The sequence below is a fragment of the Marinococcus luteus genome, assembly GCF_034497705.1.
In the GTDB taxonomy this organism is placed as follows: Bacteria; Bacillota; Bacilli; order Bacillales; family Marinococcaceae; genus Marinococcus; species Marinococcus luteus_A.
The window spans coordinates 80,464-98,415 of sequence record NZ_JAXRUV010000009.1; the positions used below are offsets into that span (position 1 = coordinate 80,464).

Here is a 17,952-nt window from a genome sequence, read left to right on the forward strand (position 1 = left end):
CAGGCAGGCATGGTCAGCCCCACACTTTAATGTAGTTTTCTCCTGGTTTCAGATCATTAATGGGGCCCACTGCTTCTTTTTCATTTTTCTTATTACCATAGTAATCCTCGTTTAATATTAATTCGCTGCCATCCGGGCTCTCGAAATCGGCATCAACAATACGGGTTCTGGGCAACGTTTCCGTCGATTGAATGTCTCCAGGCATTTGTTCAAAATCCTCCGGAAGTTCACAGTAGAGATACACTTCGCTGCCTTTTTCAATAATCTCTAATTTGGGGTCGAAATGGTCTGCCGTTAATTTTTGCTCCTCTCTTTCAAAGGGCTCCGCTCCATTTAAATAAGCATTGTTATTAATATATACCGGCTGCTCGACGTTATTGAATGCTTTATGATCTGCAGAAAAATCATTTACTGTATCAATATATTCCTCGAGCGACGCCGTATATCCGTTATAATGACCTGTTCCTACGCCTTTAAGGTCTTTATCACCTATAAACAGATTATTGAAGTAGCGGTCGTCCCCGCCATAGGTGACAGCAAAACCAGCCATTTCTGTACTATGTGGAGTGTGGTATGGAGTAGCTCGGTCCAGCATTTTCTTATGCACCATTTCGCCCCGGATCAAATTATTAACATAAGCCCCGCCCTGGGCGTGGTTATCCAAAGCGTAATCCGCAGTTAGGATATTATGATCGACCACATACGGGCCGCTGCTTACCTCCACAAACAAGTCCCGGTTATTCCGGTAAAATAAATTACTGCTGACTCTGGTGCCCTGGGTTTGCCAGTCCAGCCAAACGCCGAGGGAGCAGTCATGAATACGATTGTGGTAAATTTGCACATCAATCGCAGCATGAAGCTTAACTCCCGCAATTTCATGCCCGAAAAATTCGCGCTTTACGCCTATGTTATAAATATGATTGTTATATATTTCACTGAACACGCACCCCAGGTGCCCGACAACAGCGTTTTGGCCGCAGTCGTAAATTATATTGTGGCGGATAATATGAGAGCCAACTTTTTCTTTCGTCCATCCCGCCTGCTGGGCCTGAAAGATTGATTCCACCTGGTATTGATACCCGGACTTATCCTTTCGTGTTGTGCTGTAATTCTCTCCGGTGGAAGCCTCTTTTCCAATGCTGATCGCACTGCATTTGGAATCATGGATGATATTGTTTTCAATAATCCAGCCTTTGCTCCAGTGCGGCCCCACAAGTCCTGGCTGGTCAGCCGTAGGCGGTGTCCACGGGGTAGCTGCCTGAGCCATTTCAAAGCCGCTGACGGTGATGTAATCAATACCTGTATGCTCAGGATAAAAGCAGCATTTGCGCACATTTATTTCCACAAGCTCCTGTGTGGGGTCCATGCCGTGGCAATTAATATAAATCGTTGTTGTATGCTGATCCACTTCTGCAAACCATACATACTCCGTCTGTTCCGGATCTTCGACGGAAACGGTTTGTTCCGTCCAATGATCCACAATCTCCGTTTGCACCGTTGGACTGTGCAATTCCTGAATACTTTCCGCCTCGTAAAGTGACTTTCCGTTTATATACACATCACCCAGGTGCCTGCCGGGATTGTATTTCACCCAGTCTCCAAAGATTTTTTCTTTGTATGGATTATAATCCCCGAAAAAATCGTTTGGCAGCGTCGTTTTCCAGACCGTGCCTTCCACCTGCTTCCAATCTGTTATCTGCTCCGAGCCCTTGATGACCACCTGCTCCCCGTCAGCTGCTTGATACGTAATTCTTCTCGTGTTGCTCAGTCCTGCATGTTTAGGCTTCACCCATTCCCGGTACTCTCCTTCATGCACAATCACTGCATCGCCTGCTGCTGCCACAGCGGCCGCCTGGTTAATGGTCAGGAAGGGGTTTTCCCTTGTCCCCTCCTGGTGATCTGCTCCATTTTTCGCTACATGGTACTCCTTAGCCATCGTATCTGCTCCTTTTGCATCGTTTCTTTTTTCTTATACTACTGTGACCCTGTTTTCCGAGAAAAACTGTTCAATTGAAAGTGCAGCGCAGCCGAGTGCGCATGACAGCATACCGTGTTCGGAGAATTTCAGTTCAAACGAATTATGATAATAAGGCAGCAGGCGCTGTTGAAGCACACGCTGAATCGGATTGCGCAGCCACGGTTCTAATACAGCAAACCGGTTTCCGATAATAATTTGCTCTGGATTAAAAGTGTTTACTATATTAGTCAGTACAATACCAATATATTCACCAATTTGATCGAAGGCATTCAGCACCCCGGGGTGATTTTCCATAGCCATTTTAATAAGCATCTCCAGGCTGATTCTGGTGCCAGGCGGGAAAATGGGTCTTACTTTATCCATTAACGCTGCCTCGGAGCTGTACATTTCCCAGCATCCCTTGTTCCCGCAGGGGCATTTCTTTCCATGGGAATCAATTGAAACATGTCCTATTTCCCCGGAAATACCCGTCGATCCTTTGTGAAGCTTATCATTAATAATAAGGCCTGCTCCGATACCCATGCCTATGCTTAAATAAATCAAATGAGACATGTTCTGCCCGGCGCCGTATATTTTTTCCCCATGAGCTCCAGCCTTTGCTTCATTTTCAATTGTCACAGGCAGCCGGAATTCTTTTTCCAGATAGTCCTTTAAATCAACCCTGTGCCAATTAAGATTCGGGGCAAATAAAATCAGGCCGTCGTTATCAATCATGCCAGGCACCCCGAGACCAATACCGATGACACCGTACGGGCTCTCGGGTGCTTTCTGCTGCAGGACTCTGATCAAATTTTCTACTTTCGGGAAGATAATTTCAGGTTCGGTCTCCTCAATTTCAAGTTTTTGTTTATTGATAATATTGCCCTGCAGATCTGTTATAACGGCAAGAATGTAATTAACACCAAGATCCACCCCGATGGAATAGCCTGCACCCGTATTAAAGAACAGCATCGTCGGCCTGCGTCCCCCGCTTGAAAGGCCCACCCCTATTTCCCCGACAAAATGCTCTGCCATCAGCTCACTGACCAGGCTCGAAACAGTAGCCTTGTTTAATCCGGTAATTTTTGAAATTTGAGCCCGGGAGACCGGACTTTCTGTCTGAATTTTATTTAATACGATGGACTTATTAATTTTTCTTACAAGACCTTGATCACCAGTTTTCATATATGAGTCTCCATGTTTATTTATTTTTACATAAAGGGAGATCCGTTTTATTCATAGAGTTATCCCTTCACAGAGCCTGCTGCGAGTCCTTTGATGATTTTTTCCTGGGCTACGAAGTATACGAGCAGCAGTGGGACGCTTGCCAGGGTTAAGGCAGCCATCAGTCCTGGAATGTTTATCGAGAATTCCCCGTAAAATTCCCGCAGCCCGATCGGAAGCGTCGCTGCTTCATCGGAGTTCGTCAACACAAGAGCGAAAATAAACTCGTTCCATATATGGATAAAGTTATAAATGGCAACGGTGGCAGTTGCCGGAATTAATAAAGGAAATAAAATTCTCCAAAATAGCTGCAAATGCCCGCAGCCATCAATTTTTGCCGATTCGATTAATTCTTTTGGCAAATCAGACATAAATTGAGTGTAAATCACTACTGATATTGGGAGAGCGAAGGCCACGTAAGGACCGATCAAGCCCCATAAGGTGTTGTACAGTCCCATATTCTGGGTAAGAAGGAAAATAGGAATCAGTGTCGTGTGGATAGGAATCATCATCCCTACCATAAACAGCAGCAGGATCGGTCTGTTTAATTTAAATTTCATGCGCGACAGCGGATAGCTTGCCATCGCAGAAAATATGATCGTTAAGATAACTGAAATCACTGTTACAAATAAACTGTTTCCAAAGTATTGAAAAAAGCTTGTTTCAAACAAGAAGGCGTAGTTCTCAAAGGATAGAGCTTCTGGCAGAGCCCAGGGGGCCGAAGAAAATTCCGCCTGCCCTTTAAAGGAGGTATTAATCATGACAAAGAAAGGAAGACCGGTAAATAAAAGAAGAGCAATGGCTACGATATACAGCGGGGTTTGTCTTAATTTATTTATCATTTAAAAATCCGCCTTTCTTTTATTATCCACGGTGATAATACCGAGTGTTACTATAAATGCAATAATGAACATCATGGAGGATATGGTACTGCCGTAGCCCATACTAAAGTTTGTAAATGTCTGGTCGTACATATACGTTGCCATTAATTCCGTAGAGTTGTTCGGCCCCCCGCCAGTCATTACATAAATTAAATCGAAGTACTTTAAAGCACCAATGACGGAAAGAATAGCAGAGGTGATAATGATAGGTCGAAGTAATGGCAGGGTAATTCCCGAAAACTTTCTCCAGGCTGAAGCTCCGTCAATATCAGCGGCTTCGTATAAGTCCTCCGAAATTCCGACGATAGCGGCCCGGAATAAAATCATATAAAACGGGGCGAACTGCCAGCAAATCGTAATGATAACTGCCCAAATGGCGGTATCCTCACTGCCGAGCCATCCTCGCTGTAAGGATTCAAGACCGACGGCGCCAAGAAACTGGTTCACAAGGCCGTAATTTGCATCAAAGATATAGATGAACAAAATACCGATAGCTACCGTTGACATTAAGAAGGGCATAAAATAAACGGTACGGAACAGCCGCATCCCTTTGATCGGGCTGAACAGCAGAAGCGCCATAATTAAGCCGAGCGGAAGCTGGGTTAACAATGAAGCAGCAATCAGCAGCGCATTGTTTCCGGAAGCCTGCCAGAACACACCATCCCGGATAACTTCAAAGTAATTTTGCAGCCCAATAAAAACCATATTGGAATCGATGCCGTTCCAGTCAAACAGACTGTAGTAAAATGTCATCCCAATCGCATAAACCACGTACACTCCGTAGAAGAGAAGCGCCGGAGCCATAAATCCTAATATGACAAGCCAATTCTTGGCATTCTTTTTCCTGGAAGCATCCCGGGATTTTGTGTTCACTTTATTTTCGACGTTGGTAGCCAACAACATTCACCTCAATTTTTAACTATATCAAGCCGGCAGAACCGGCTTGATATAGAAGTTAATTATTCCAGCTCTTCCTCAGCAGCCTGTTCCATCTCTTCTGCCGCTTCTTCTGGTGTAATGGATCCGCCAAACAATGCTTGTGTTGTGTCTAAGTGAACTTCTGCAAGCGCTGGAGGGAGGGTCTGGTCATAGTACGTTTGTACAAAATCAGCTTCGTTCAAGGTTTCGCTCAAACGCTTGATATATTCGTCTTCGTACTCAGCCCCTTCTACTGGAGACACAGCGCCGCTTTCATTAGCAAAGTCAGTTGCTGTTTCTTCTTCAGAAATGAAGTTCAAGAAGTCAATAGCATCTTCCTTATTATCACTTTGCTCTGATACAGAGAACGCCGGACTTACCCCGCCTACAAGGTGATTTTGTGCGCCTTCTCCGCCTTCGATTTCAGGGAACATGAAGTAATCGAGATCTTCTTTAAATTCAGGCATTTCATCATCTACGTTTTTAAGCATTGCGCCGCTGGTCATAATTTCCATCGCAGCGTCCCCGGAATACATTAATTGACGGGATTGGCCTGTGTCATAGTCGCTGCCGTTAATGCCATCCGGAAATGCATTTTTGTCCACCAGCTCCTGGATTTTTTCCCCTGCTTCGATGTATGCTTCATCATCAAAGCTTCCTTCGCGGCTGAAGGCATCAGCGAATAAATCTTCCCCGCCTTCTCTTTCAGCAAGGTACATCAGATAGAAAGCGCCCGGCCATTGTGTCTGGTTTGCGAGAGCAAATGGAGTAACATCGTTTTCATTTAATGTATCGACAATGTCTAAAAGTTCCTCATATGTTTCGGGTTCTTCGAGGCCGTATTCATCGAAGATTTCTTTGTTATACCATACAGGCACTAAATCAAGGCCCAACGGCACGCCATAAACTTCTTCATCAAAAGTAACTGTATCTAAACCTGCATCCAGGAATCTATCTGACTCAACTTCGTCCGTGATATTTACAACCTGATCAGCATCTACAAAATTCTCCAGCCATCCGCCGCCCCAGGAATGAAAAACATCGGGAGCTGCATTACCGCCCATAGAAGTACTAATCTGTTGTTTATAAGGGTCGTTTTGGTACTGCTTTAAATTTACCGTAACTCCTTCTTCCTCCTCAAAACGCTCTGCCGCATCCTGAAGTACTTCTTCTCCTGCTCCTGTTTCAATGTGCCATACTTCTATTGAATTTTCTCCGCCCCCGTCACCGCTGCCGCTGTTTTCGCCTGACGAAGCCTCTTCCCCGTCCGGGCTTTCCGGGTTTGCAGGCTGACACCCTGCCGCAAAGATAAGAAATGCCGGTAAAATTGCTGCCATAGAAAATTTGTAATTCACGTTCAATCAACTCCTCTTTTTAATTGATAACGCTTACATTAAATGGGTAATGAAAACTGAATATTAAGAAAAACGATGATGGATATTTAGTATATGAATCAGCTCCTTTCATGTTTATCCAGCCGTCTGTCTATGTTTGTCGTCTGGATAAACTAATAAAAGTCTGAGTTTTTAGAAGATCTTTATTAGACGCGGTTCAGCCACCTTTTGGCGTCTGGCAGTTGCCCATCCTCTCAAAGAAATTAATAATGTAGGAATGATCTTTTTTACCGTTTCCGTTCGCAATTTCGGAGTGGAAAATTTCTTTCACCAGGTTGGTAACAGGAAGCGGCACCCCGATGGCATTCGCTGAGGACTGAATGTTCTTTAAATCTTTGTAATTCGTTTCAATCCGGCCGCCCGGTTCAAAATTCCGATCGATGATCTGCGGCATTTTCGCCTCCATGACAGCACTGCCCGCGAGGCCACCGTGAATGGCTTCAAACAGTTTATTTAAATCAATGCCTGCCTGGCTTGCATATACACAGGCCTCCGATAATGCGGCGAGGTTTCCGCTGACAATAATCTGATTTGCCAGCTTTGCTGCAGAACCGGTTCCATTCGCCCCGCAATGGACAATGTTCTCTCCCATGGCTTCCAATACGGGCCGTACTTTATTAAAATGATCTTCGTCCCCGCCTGCCATAATGGAAAGCCTGCCTTCAACAGCCATCGGCTCTCCGCCGCTGACAGGAGCGTCGATAAAATGAATATTCATTGCTTCCAGTTTACTGGCAAACAGTCTCGATTCCTCCGTGGACACCGAGCTCATGTCAACGATAATGGTTCCTGGCTTACTTGCTGCAGCCAGCCCTGTTTCTGCAAATAACACCTCGGACACGTGTTTTCCTTCCGGGAGCATCGTGATGATGACATCGCTGTTTTCCGCTGCCTCCTGGCCCGTTTTACATGCATGGCCACCTAAAGCTGCCAGTTCGTTGACCGACTCCGTGTTTAAATCAAAAAGGTACGTCTCAAACCCCTGCTTGATAAGATGCCCGGCCATTGGTTTCCCCATAATTCCTAAGCCAATAAATCCAACCTTCATACGACACGCCTCCATGCAACAGTATTTAAATAAATTCCGGTAACGCTAAATGCTCTCAGCTTCCCTGAATGACAGGCTGGAGGTGTTTATTGACGTAGCTGCCAAGCTCTTTAATGACTTTACCTGTATCGGGCTCTGCTGCCCCGGTTTCCTCTTCGAGCATCACCCAGCCGTCGTAGCCGCCGTCCTTGAGCACCTGCATACACCCGACAAAATCAATGTCACCTTCGCCCATTTTTTTCCATTCATGATTTTTCGAAGCTTCCTTAAAGTGCACGTGCTTAATTAACGGCAGAGCTTCTCTGAAAATGTCCACAGGATCCATATCGCCGAACATAATATGCCCGGCATCCGGCGTATAGCCCATGTATCTTTCATCGAGGCCATCGAAAAGGACTTCATAATCCTCCCGGGATTTCCAGTAGGAGGTTTTATAGGAAATCGGATGAAGCGAGGTCACAATGCCGTGCTCTTCCCGCGCACGCTTTCCCAGTTCATTGGCCCCCTTAATAATCTCCTGCTGTCGCTGCCGTACATTGTCCCTGTCTGTTCCGACTCTAGAAGGTACGTTCATCACTGCCTCCGGAAAGTGCTTTAAGTATTCAAAATAGTAATTTTCCAGCTCTCTTTCCTGCTCGGAGGGTTTTCCACCTTCAAACGCATGCGGGATCGTCAGTGCAGCTAATTGAAGTCCTCTTTTATCAAGCTCTTCCTTGAAGCGCTCCGGCTTGTCCCTATACTTTCCAAGCAGGGAGATCTGCATATCCAGACCGGTCAGCCCTCCGTTTTTTACATCATCCATGATCTGGTCCATCATGTCTGCCTCTACATCATAATCCAGCACCCATGTGGAGCCCTGGCATCCGAATTTCATGACCATTTTTAATACTCCTCTTTAACAGTTTTTAAATTTAATGCTACCGTGACAAAGGTAGAAAATAACAGCTGCATCGATGTCGCCCCCGGATCCTGATGGCCGAGGGAGCGCTCGCCCAGCCGGCTCGATCTGCCTTTTTTGGAGCTCATCTCTTTGGTGGCATCCATTCCATTTTTTGCCGCCTCTGAGGCTTGTTCGAATCTTTGTTCCACCGTGCCCTCTTCACTCTCGAGGACTGCCTGAACAGGATATAAAACATCCATCATCGTTTTATCTCCCGGTTCCGCCTGGCTTCGTTCCTGCACACCACGACTAAATTCAATCCAAAACTGCCTCATATCTTCCATGGAAAGCTCGGTTTTATTTTTAATTGCCTTTGCCCCGGCCATAAAGCCAGAAGCATAGAGCGGCCCTACCGATGACCCCACAGCGCTTAAAAAGGAACGTCCTGCCGTCATGGCGATTTTGCCGCAATCTGTTTCATCCGCCAGCTTTGAATGAATGGCCTCCTGCACAGCTTTCCAGCCGATACTCATCGTGATACCGTGATCGCCGTCTCCGAGCGCCCGGTCCAGCTCGCATAAATAGGTTTTGTTTTCTTCCATTACGCTATGAGCGCTCTCAAAATAATTTTTCCAATCCTCTGTCCTCATGCCGTCATCTCCTCCTGCTTAACTCTGTGTATACATCGGGCACTGGGCCGGAGCATCAATGAATGGTTTTAATTCCTCATCCATTTTTAAAAGTGTAATGGAGCATCCTCCCATTTCCAGGGACGTACAGTAATCCCCTACATAAGACGTATAAATATTTATTCCTTTTTCATGAAGAAGGGTTTCGACCTTGTCATACATAATGTAAAGCTCCATCCTGGTCGTGGACCCGAGACCGTTAATAAGTACAGACACTTCATCCTTTGATTCAATATCCATTTCATCAATAATATTGTTTAAAATACGCTCAGTGACCACGTTTGATGTAGCCAGCTTGCTTTTTTCCACGCCCGGCTCCCCGTGGTGGCCAAGGCCGATTTCCATCTCATCCTCTTCGAGATTAAAGCTTGGCTGTCCGGTTTGCGGAAGCGAGCATGGAGATAAGCCGACACCCATGGAGCCTACGTTCTGGTTTGCCTTCTCGGTTATGCGGTACACCTCGTCGAGCGAAAGACCTTCCTCCGCTGCCGCCCCGGCTACCTTCGTCACAAAGAATTCCCCTGCGATGCCTCTTCGTTTTTCCGCTTCCTCCCGTGGTGCTGATGCAATATCATCCTTTACGACGACCTGTTTTACTTCTATGTTTTCTTCCATGTCTGCAATATCCGCTGCCATTCCGAAGTTCATAATGTCTCCCTGGTAGTTACCGTACAAGAGGAGAGCGCCCTGGTCGGTATGTGTTGCTTTTATTGCCTCTACGATTGGATCTGGAGGCGGGGAAGAAAAGATATTGCCTACCGCGACGCCGTCAGCCATTCCCTTCCCTACATATCCCATAAAGGCTGGTTCATGGCCGGAGCCTCCGCCAATAATTAAACTAACCTTCTGCTTCAGCCCGGCGTCCGCACGGACGATCGTTCTCGGATGGGCCTCTACTCCTCTCACAAGATGAGAATGCGCTTTCAAATAACCATTCAGCATTTCCTCGACAACCACGTCCGGGTTATTAATTAACTTTTTCACCATTAAGCCTCCTGAAATTTATTTTTTCATAAATTCTTTTTCTTTTTCCGAAATCTTATTAACCTTCCGCTCTGAATTGCCTCCCTGAAATTCTACGCTTAAATACGTTTCCACAATTTTTTTAGCATGCTCTGCACCGATGACCAACGCGCCCATCGTAATAATCTGGGCATTGTTACTTAATTGGGCACGTTCGGCAGAATAGGCGTCATGACATTGAGCTGCTCGAATCCCCGGGACTTTGTTAGCCGAGATAGCTACCCCGATACCGGTGCCGCAGATTAAAATACCCCGGTCAGCTTTATTATCGTTAATATCCTCCGCTACTTCAAATGCCACATCCGGGTAATCCACTTCTGTACAGTTATAGCACCCATAATCAATGACCTCGTGGTTCAGTTCCTCCACGTGTTTTTTTATCGTTTCTTTCAGATCGTATGCGACGTGATCACTTCCAATAGCTATTTTCACTATTTCCAGTCCCCGTTTCTGTTATTATTTGATTAAATTTTCGCACTTTTATTTTTGGTTGTCAATTTTTATTTTTATTTACTTTCGAAATTAATCATTTATAATAAAACAAATAAAGAAATTGCGGCATAACAAAATAAAACGAAACACTAAAAAGGAATTTAAACTAAATATTTTGCTAAAAGTGAATTTTTCTTCTACTATGAGGAAGAGAATATGAGTCGAAGGGTGAAACGATGACTAAATTATTTGTAGCGGAACGCCGGCAGAAAATCCTCGAACACTTAAATGTTGACCGCCGCGTCACTGTCCGCGGCCTGGCTGAGAAAATGAAGGTATCAGAAGTGACGCTTCGCTCCGATTTGAAGGATATGGAAAATGAAGGACTTCTTCGCAGAACTCATGGCGGGGCTGTTCTACCAGACGCAGAAGAAAACGAAATTAATTTTTCATCAAGAGAAAAGAAAAATAAAGCCGAAAAAATAACCATTGCCCACATGGCGATAACGTTGATTGAAGACGGCCACTGTATTCTTTTGGATGCCAGTTCAACGGCGCTTGAATTTGCCCGGCTGCTGAAGGAAAGCCATATGCGCCTCACTGTAGTCACCAGCGGTATTTATACCGCTCTGGAATTAAGGGAAAATCCTAATTTAACAGTCATTCTCTTAGGAGGAGTAGTCCGGCACGGGTCCAGCTCTTTGGAGGGGGTTCTGGGGGCTGATATGTTAAATAAAATTCATGTTGATTTTATGCTTACTTCCGCTAGTGGTTTTACAGTTAACACAGGGCTTACGGACTTTAACGTATACGAAGTTGATTTAAAAAAACATATGGTGGCCAAAGCCAGTAAAGTCGTCGCCCTTATCGATCATTCAAAAATTAACAAAAGCTCTATTTCTTCCTTTGCCTCTCTCAGTGAAATTGATTATTTTATTTCAGACGAGCCTGTTTCCGAGGATATCCTTACGGAGCTTGAAAAGCATAATATTCAAACTCTTTTTTCCCTTGTAGACTACAGCTGATTTCCTTCGTCCTAAAATTTAATTCCCCGAAACACAAACGAACCGGCTCCTGAATTTCAGAAGCCGGTTCGTTTAGTTTATCCGTAATAGTAGTAATAGCTCTGATCCATGCCTTTTTTCTGGTTCAGAATACAGCCGAGGATTGGTACACCGCTCACTTCCAGAAGGTCCTTCGCCTTTCGGGCGGCATCGTTTTCGGTTTCACCGGCTTTGACGACGAGAATGCTTCCGTCGCAGTGGCGGGAGATAACCTGAACGTCCGTCACCGCCAGAACCGGGGGCGCGTCAAACAAAATCACATCATACTGCTCACGGGCAAGCTCGACGAGGTGCGCCATCGAACGGCTCCCTAGGATCTCGGATGGGTTCGGCGGAATCGGGCCGCTTGGCAGAATGTCGAGATTCGGCACTTCCGTTTCCTGGACGTACGCCGCGTATTCACCGTGACTTGTCAGGGCATTGATCAGTCCGTGGGTATTCATGCGGCGAAACGTATAATGCACGGTCGGCTTACGCAGATCGGCATCGATAAGCAGAACTTTCTTTTCCTGCTGGGCCATCGTTACTGCCAGATTCGCCACAGTGGTGGACTTTCCTTCCCCCGGGCCTGCCGAGGTCACTACCATCGCCTGCATCTCTTTATCCACCGAGGAATATTGAATATTAGTACGAATCGTGCGGTACTGCTCGGAAACCGGGGATTTACTGTTCAACCAGGTAATGAGCTTCCGCTGATTCGTGTTCGTCTCTTGCTTCTTTTTTCGTGCCAAACGCGTCCCTCCCTTTTGATATTCGCCCACTATTCCTTATATCGGCCAAAGGTTTAGTTTATCGTAGACGTAGTATAGCACACGTAATGAGCGCGAAGACGATTTTTGCAAAATAAAGGACCTTTTCATGACCCGTTTTCCGTTCACTACTCCTAAAAGCTGTGCGGCCAAGCACTCCAGTAGTTCAGATAGGTAATGTCGAACTTGCAGGATTCTTGTTCCACGGATACGATACGCTGATATAGTACGCACTGCCCTTTTTCTACAATGCTTCCTAAATTCGCGGACGCTGCTGAACGCTCTGTTATCGCTTTCTACAAATGGCATAAAGACAAACAGAGCGGCATCAGCCATTTCTTCTTTAAAGGCCCCTCCACTAGCTTCATTTAAAACTTGGAATATCTCGGATCGATGTGTTCTTTCAGCTTCATCATTGATGGTTTTAAAAAAGAAGGCATTCCAAGCATCACTGCAGAAACGGTTAAAGAAACCAATTTTGTTCGTCTCGTGCTTCCAATAAGCTTCGTGCCTCTCCATCTTGTTTTAGCATCAAGCCACCGGTGGCGTATATTTCTTTTTTTCACATGGTGCGCCTCCATACGGTAGTACAGCAGCGTTTCCGGAATATTGTGAAAGCCACTTCCGTTACCCATGAGCCGGAACCATAAATCATAGTCCTGCGCCACAGGATACGTTTCATTATAGCCATCCACTGCCTTTAAAGCGCTGCGCCTGATCATTGCCGAAGGATGAATAACCGGGCTTGCCAGCGGAATCGTCTTTTTAACATCTTTATGGTAAACAGGCACTTTCCGGATATCTATTGGTTCGCTGTCTTTATTAATATTCATGGCGTACGATCCTACTACGTCAAGTCCCTCGTGTTTCTCGAGAAGCTGCACCTGTTTTTCCAGGCGCTCCTCATGCATCACGTCGTCGGCATCCATCCGCGCCACGTATTTTGTTTCTGCCATTTTCCACAACTCGTTCAAGGTAGGGGTCAGTCCCCGGTTTTGTTTATGTATATCAACCAGCTGGAATCGTTTATCATTTTTGATGAATTCCTTTACTTTATCTGCAGTATTATCCATGGAAGCATCATCAATCATATAGACGGTAAAATCCGGATATGTCTGGGCAGCAATACTTTGCAGGCATTCATCAATATAATCTTCGGCATTGTGTGTAGACATAATAATCGTCACTAAAGGATTCATCTTCTATGCTCCTAACTATGTATCTTCATTTTTATATGCCTGTCGGTCAGACAGCCTTTTTCAGTGTATCATAACCGCCCGGCGGTTTGGAGAACCTACTCCAAACCGCTTTCATATCCATCCGTTAAAAGTAAAGATAAGAAACAACCCCGACCGTCACAAGCATTGAAATCAGCGTGAGAGGCATTCCGACTTTTAAATAATCGGAAAACTTATAGCCCCCCGGCCCGTAGACAATTAAGTTGGTCTGATAGCCGATCGGAGTAATAAAGCTTGCTGAAGCCGCAATGGCAATTGTTACCGCGAAGGCCATCGGTTCTACGTTCAAGCTGTCTGCAATGCTTAACCCGATAGGGAGCATCAGCACCGCGGCCGCGCTGTTCGTAATCAGTTCAGTGAATATATTGGTCAGGGCGTAAATTAGAAACAGCACGGCAATTATTCCAAGGGGTTCGCCAAAAGTCAGCAGCCCTCCAGCCATCCAGGCAGCAAGCCCCGTTTCCGTCATCGCGTTTCCCACCCCAAATGCACTTGCAATAAGCAGCAGCACCTGAAACTGCACATTTCGCTTCGCTTCTTCAGGCGTAATAATGCGTGCAACAAGAAAAATAAGCACCGCCAAAGCCATTGCCTGAAACATACTGAGCCATCCGATTGTTACTACGGCAATCATCACCATCAGTACAGCCAGGGAAAACCATCCTTTCGCCGGCGGTTCCTTGATCGTGTCAGGAGTATTCAGCGCCGAAACGACATAAAAATCTGTAGAGCTGCGGTATTTTTGCAAGAAATCTGATCCTGCCAGCAGCAGGAGGGAATCTCCGGGCCGAAGGCGAATATCACCGATCTTGCTTTGAATGCGCTCATTGTTCCTGTGCACCGCGACCACCCCGGCGTCATAAGCCGAACGAAACTGTGCCTGTTTAATGGACTTAGACTGCAGGGAGGACTGATGGGAAACGACGGCTTCCACCAGTTGGTTCGTATTATCCCGGAGGTCATCCAGGCTCAGGTCCGTGCCGGTTTTTAACGTCAGCCCCGGAGAGCGTTGTAAATCCGCCATTTTCTCTATTACGCCGGTAAATATTAAACGGTCCCCCGCCTGCACAATGGTATTTGAACTCACGGGAGAAATCCGTTCATCTTTGCGGATAATTTCAATCAGGAACATGCCCTGTAAATCCCGAAGTCCCGCATCCTGTACTGTTTTTCGTATAAACGGAAACGAAGGCTCCACCTTCATCTCACATAAGTATTCCTTCGCTTCTTCTTCCAGCTGCTTTTGTACATTTTCATATGCAGGCAGCAGCCGGTACCCCACTGTGAACAAGTACAAAAGCCCAACCGCTGTTAACGGCAGGCCTACGGATGCCAGCTGGAACATACTGAACCCCTTTTCGCCATAGTCAAGCAGCATCCCGTGGACCACCAGATTGGTGGACGTTCCTATAAGAGTAATTGTCCCTCCCATAATGGTCGCGTAGGAAAGGGGGATCAAAAATTTGGAAGGTGAATATCCCCGTTCTTCACACCATTTTTTGATAACCGGCGTGAAAGCAACGACAATCGGTGTATTGTTTAAAAACGCCGACATTCCTGAAATGGGAATAAAGGTCCTCACCATAGAAGAAACAGGACCATGGCTCTTTTGCAGCCATCTGGTCATGAACCTCTCCACAATTCCGCTTTTCTGTACAGCCCCGGCGACAATGAACAATAAAGCAATCGTCAGCATACCTTCATTTGAAAAACCACTTAATGCCTGTTCAGTCGAAAGAATTCCTGTCAGCATCAGCACGACAAGAACAGAAAAAACTATCATGTCCGGCCGGGCCAGTTCAAAAAAAAGAGCCAGAAGCATGCCTGCAATTAATACCATGACAAAAACCATCTCGATGGTCATCTATGTATCCCTCAATTTCCAAGTAACCTGATATGTTTAATTATACAGCAAAAGAGACTCCAGCAAAGAGTCCCTTTTGAATATTATTTTACCGTCTGCACAAGAAACCATCCGTTGCGCTGTTCTTCCCGGTTGTAGTCAAAGCGCCGACTATCCTCGTGCCGGATCACTTCTCCTCCGGCTGCTTCCACAATAGCCTGTCCGGCGCCTGTATCCCATTCCATTGTAGGAGCGTAGCGGGGGTAAAAATGCGCCTTTCCTTCTGCCACGAGGCAGAATTTCAACGAACTGCCGGCAGATACAACATCCACAGCTGAATAGGTTTCTTTTAAATTATTGATAAACGCTTCCGTTTCCTCCGACATGTGAGAGCGACTTGCGACAACATGGGCGGCTGTTTCTGGTACAGAGACATTCAATTTCACGCCATGCTGCTTTAATGCTTCCTCTCCAATAGGCTCGAGAGCGGACGCCTTTTCCACTTTATACGCCCCCATCGAGGCGCCGCCAATATACAAGGTGTCCTGCGCAGGTACGTAAATAATACCAAAAACAGGATAGCGGTCTTCGATTTTAGCTATATTCACGGTAAACTCATCATTTTTCTTAATAAATTCCTTTGTGCCGTCAAGCGGGTCTACGAGCCAAAAAGACGCCCACTGTTTTCTTTCTTCGTAGGGATAAGCATTTCCTTCTTCACTGATAACCGGCGTTTCAGGGTCTGCTTCTGCCAGGCCCCGGGCAATAATGTTATGGGCGCGTTTATCCGCTTCAGTTAAAGGAGAATCATCCTCTTTTTGTTCGACCGAAAAATCGCGCCTGTATACGTCCATAATCTCGCGTCCGGCATCAATTGCAATTTTTATAACAGCGCTTGTAATATTTAATGACATTTATTATGTTCCCTCTGCTTTCCGTGTATACTAATTTTTCAAGCACGTTCTATTATAATCATTTTTTAACTCTTGCTCTAGTCCTCCCATTAAATCAAATAGATTATTTTTTAAATAACTAAAAGCGCTTCCGGAAAGATCTCAGACGATAATATACCGTCCTAAGGATCTATCCAGAAGCGCTCATAGACTACTTAGCTTACTTTTTCATTAATTTTTACTAAAATACGTATTCGTGCCCTGATAAATTCCTTCAGCTAGTTTTTCCCTGTAGGAACTTTCCTTAAGGTAGGAAGCTTCTGTGGAACTATCAATGAAACCAAGTTCAATTAAAACTGAAGGGGTTTCTGTTTCTCTGATAACATGGAAGTTACCTTGTTTGTCGCCCCGATCCCGTGCGGATGTTTCTTGGATCATTCCTTCTTGAATGTCCTCTGCCAATTCGTTACTTTCATCACTATCGTACTTACTGTACCAGAATGTTTCAGCACCTTCACCGCCTCCAGCATTTGTGTGAAGGCTGATAAAGGCGTCTGCGTCAGCTCCGTTACCTATGGAGGAACGCTCGGAAAGAGATAAATATTCATCACTTTCGCGCGTCATCACAACTTCAGCACCGGCTGAACGCAATTTGCTTGCCAGGTATTTTGTTGTTTCCAGGTTAATATCCTTTTCCATTAAATCATTCGCAACCGCTCCTGAATCATTACCTCCATGGCCGGCGTCCAAAACGATAGTTTTGCCAGAGACGGCGGATTCAGATGGATATGTTTCATCTACATTCAATGCCTCACGCAGGGACTTCATCGTGCTTGGGCCTGCCACGCCATCAACCGCAAGATTTTCAGAACGCTGAAAATCTTTTACTGCCTGATCGGTTGCAGAGTCGAATTCATTCGAGGGATCATTTACATCCATGAAACCCAGAGCTTGTAGGTCAAGCTTTAGCTGAGCAACCCCATCGTTAGTGGTCCCTACTTTCATAATCGATATCGAGCCATAGTTCCCTGGATCGCCGATATTGTTTTCTTCATCATCTTTTGATTGACTGCTTAAAACCTCGCTCAGTTCGCCAAGCGTATCGTCGTCCGCTACGCCATCAGCCGTCAGGCCGTGGTCCTCCTGGAAGGCCATGACCGCCTCCTCGGTCTGCGGGCCGAAGCGGTCGTTCGGATCGGCAATGTCGAGGTAGCCGAGCTCATGCAGGTCCTCCTTCATGGCCTGGGCCGCGTCGCTGCTCACCCCGTCCTCCAGCACTTCGCTGTCCCCGCTGCTGTCGCCAGCGCCGGTACTCAGGGCGTCGCTCAGTTCGCCAAGCGTTTTGCCGTCCGCCACGCCATCAGCCGTCAGGCCGCGGTCCTCCTGGAAGGCCATGACCGCCTCCTCCGTCTGCGGGCCGAAGTGGTCGTTCGGGTCGGCGATGTCGAGGTAGCCGAGCTCATGCAGGTCCTCCTTCATGGCCTGGGCGGCGTCGCTGCTCACCCCGTCCTCCAGCACTTCGCTGTCGTCGGCGCCGGTGCTCCGGGCGTCGCTCAGTTCGCCAAGCGTATCGTCGTCCGCCACGCCATCAGCCGTCAGGCCGCGGTCCTCCTGAAAGGCCATGACCGCCTCCTCGGTCTGCGGGCCGAAGTGGTCGTTCGGGTCGGCAATGTCGAGGTAGCCGAGCTCATGCAGGTCCTCCTTCATGGCCTGGGCCGC

At 46.4% G+C, this 17,952-nt stretch carries 16 protein-coding genes; 1 reads left to right on the plus strand and 15 read right to left on the minus strand.

The annotated features are described in order from the left end of the window. Positions 1 to 13: 13 nt before the first annotated feature. The 10 genes from Q9M42_RS13430 to rpiB form a co-directional block, all read right to left on the minus strand. Positions 14 to 1,936, minus strand: coding sequence for a right-handed parallel beta-helix repeat-containing protein (locus tag Q9M42_RS13430; protein ID WP_322526978.1), 1,923 nt, complete (start codon positions 1,934 to 1,936; stop codon positions 14 to 16). A 33-nt stretch (positions 1,937 to 1,969) separates the two neighbouring features. Continuing rightward, the gene (locus Q9M42_RS13435) at positions 1,970 to 3,142 is read right to left on the minus strand and encodes an ROK family protein (protein WP_322526979.1); all 1,173 of its coding nucleotides are present in this window, start codon (positions 3,140 to 3,142) and stop codon (positions 1,970 to 1,972) included. A 59-nt stretch (positions 3,143 to 3,201) separates the two neighbouring features. Beyond that, positions 3,202 to 4,023 (minus strand): carbohydrate ABC transporter permease, encoded by an 822-nt coding sequence (locus Q9M42_RS13440; RefSeq protein WP_322526980.1) that lies wholly within the window; start codon positions 4,021 to 4,023, stop codon positions 3,202 to 3,204. Continuing rightward, entirely contained in the window at positions 4,024 to 4,965 is a 942-nt protein-coding gene (locus Q9M42_RS13445; RefSeq protein ID WP_440972329.1) for a carbohydrate ABC transporter permease, read from the minus strand. A 56-nt stretch (positions 4,966 to 5,021) separates the two neighbouring features. Then, positions 5,022 to 6,317, minus strand: coding sequence for an extracellular solute-binding protein (locus Q9M42_RS13450; protein ID WP_322526982.1), 1,296 nt, complete (start codon positions 6,315 to 6,317; stop codon positions 5,022 to 5,024). Positions 6,318 to 6,531: 214 nt separating this feature from the next. Next, positions 6,532 to 7,422 (minus strand): 2-hydroxy-3-oxopropionate reductase, encoded by an 891-nt coding sequence (locus Q9M42_RS13455; protein WP_322526983.1) that lies wholly within the window; start codon positions 7,420 to 7,422, stop codon positions 6,532 to 6,534. Positions 7,423 to 7,477: 55 nt separating this feature from the next. Further along, positions 7,478 to 8,302, minus strand: a complete 825-nt coding sequence (locus tag Q9M42_RS13460; RefSeq protein WP_322526984.1) for a sugar phosphate isomerase/epimerase family protein — start codon at positions 8,300 to 8,302, stop codon at positions 7,478 to 7,480. A gap of 2 nt (positions 8,303 to 8,304) precedes the next feature. Continuing rightward, on the minus strand, positions 8,305 to 8,952 hold the full coding sequence (dhaL, locus tag Q9M42_RS13465; protein WP_322526985.1) for a dihydroxyacetone kinase subunit DhaL: 648 nt from the start codon (positions 8,950 to 8,952) through the stop codon (positions 8,305 to 8,307). Positions 8,953 to 8,970: 18 nt separating this feature from the next. After that, positions 8,971 to 9,975 carry a dihydroxyacetone kinase subunit DhaK gene (locus tag Q9M42_RS13470; protein WP_322526986.1) on the minus strand — a complete coding sequence of 335 codons (1,005 nt, stop codon included), beginning with the start codon at positions 9,973 to 9,975 and terminating at the stop codon, positions 8,971 to 8,973. Positions 9,976 to 9,993: 18 nt separating this feature from the next. Further along, entirely contained in the window at positions 9,994 to 10,446 is a 453-nt protein-coding gene (gene rpiB, locus Q9M42_RS13475) for a ribose 5-phosphate isomerase B (RefSeq protein WP_322526987.1), read from the minus strand. A 236-nt stretch (positions 10,447 to 10,682) separates the two neighbouring features. Here rpiB and Q9M42_RS13480 point away from each other — a divergent pair, with 236 nt between their 5' ends. Then, positions 10,683 to 11,471: a DeoR/GlpR family DNA-binding transcription regulator gene (locus tag Q9M42_RS13480; protein ID WP_322526988.1), complete on the plus strand. Its 789-nt coding sequence runs from the start codon at positions 10,683 to 10,685 to the stop codon at positions 11,469 to 11,471. Positions 11,472 to 11,548: 77 nt separating this feature from the next. Here Q9M42_RS13480 and Q9M42_RS13485 read toward each other — a convergent pair whose 3' ends face one another. The 5 genes from Q9M42_RS13485 to Q9M42_RS13505 form a co-directional block, all read right to left on the minus strand. Then, positions 11,549 to 12,241, minus strand: a complete 693-nt coding sequence (locus Q9M42_RS13485; protein WP_322526989.1) for a CpsD/CapB family tyrosine-protein kinase — start codon at positions 12,239 to 12,241, stop codon at positions 11,549 to 11,551. A 386-nt stretch (positions 12,242 to 12,627) separates the two neighbouring features. After that, positions 12,628 to 13,458: a glycosyltransferase gene (locus tag Q9M42_RS13490; protein ID WP_322526990.1), complete on the minus strand. Its 831-nt coding sequence runs from the start codon at positions 13,456 to 13,458 to the stop codon at positions 12,628 to 12,630. 124 nt (positions 13,459 to 13,582) lie between these two features. After that, a complete protein-coding gene (locus Q9M42_RS13495; RefSeq protein WP_322526991.1) occupies positions 13,583 to 15,361 on the minus strand; it encodes an SLC13 family permease in 1,779 nt (592 codons plus the stop codon). A gap of 83 nt (positions 15,362 to 15,444) precedes the next feature. Then, complete coding sequence (cysQ, locus tag Q9M42_RS13500) at positions 15,445 to 16,254, minus strand: 3'(2'),5'-bisphosphate nucleotidase CysQ (RefSeq protein WP_322526992.1); 810 nt, start codon at positions 16,252 to 16,254, stop codon at positions 15,445 to 15,447. Between the two features lie 210 nt (positions 16,255 to 16,464). Beyond that, positions 16,465 to 17,952 (minus strand): peptidoglycan-binding protein (locus Q9M42_RS13505; protein WP_322526993.1); only part of this gene is annotated, 1,488 nt, incomplete at its 5' end.

Bases quoted from the DNA above. Each gene is read 5' to 3' on its own strand.
- Q9M42_RS13430 (WP_322526978.1), bottom strand. From the start codon at position 1,936: ATGGCTAAGGAGTACCATGTAGCGAAAAATGGAGCAGATCACCAGGAG.
- Q9M42_RS13435 (WP_322526979.1), bottom strand. From the start codon at position 3,142: ATGAAAACTGGTGATCAAGGTCTTGTAAGAAAAATTAATAAGTCCATC.
- Q9M42_RS13440 (WP_322526980.1), bottom strand. From the start codon at position 4,023: ATGATAAATAAATTAAGACAAACCCCGCTGTATATCGTAGCCATTGCT.
- Q9M42_RS13445 (WP_440972329.1), bottom strand. From the start codon at position 4,965: ATGTTGTTGGCTACCAACGTCGAAAATAAAGTGAACACAAAATCCCGG.
- Q9M42_RS13450 (WP_322526982.1), bottom strand. From the start codon at position 6,317: ATGGCAGCAATTTTACCGGCATTTCTTATCTTTGCGGCAGGGTGTCAG.
- Q9M42_RS13455 (WP_322526983.1), bottom strand. From the start codon at position 7,422: ATGAAGGTTGGATTTATTGGCTTAGGAATTATGGGGAAACCAATGGCC.
- Q9M42_RS13460 (WP_322526984.1), bottom strand. From the start codon at position 8,302: ATGGTCATGAAATTCGGATGCCAGGGCTCCACATGGGTGCTGGATTAT.
- dhaL (WP_322526985.1), bottom strand. From the start codon at position 8,952: ATGAGGACAGAGGATTGGAAAAATTATTTTGAGAGCGCTCATAGCGTA.
- Q9M42_RS13480 (WP_322526988.1), top strand. From the start codon at position 10,683: ATGACTAAATTATTTGTAGCGGAACGCCGGCAGAAAATCCTCGAACAC.
- Q9M42_RS13490 (WP_322526990.1), bottom strand. From the start codon at position 13,458: ATGAATCCTTTAGTGACGATTATTATGTCTACACACAATGCCGAAGAT.
- Q9M42_RS13495 (WP_322526991.1), bottom strand. From the start codon at position 15,361: ATGACCATCGAGATGGTTTTTGTCATGGTATTAATTGCAGGCATGCTT.
- cysQ (WP_322526992.1), bottom strand. From the start codon at position 16,254: ATGTCATTAAATATTACAAGCGCTGTTATAAAAATTGCAATTGATGCC.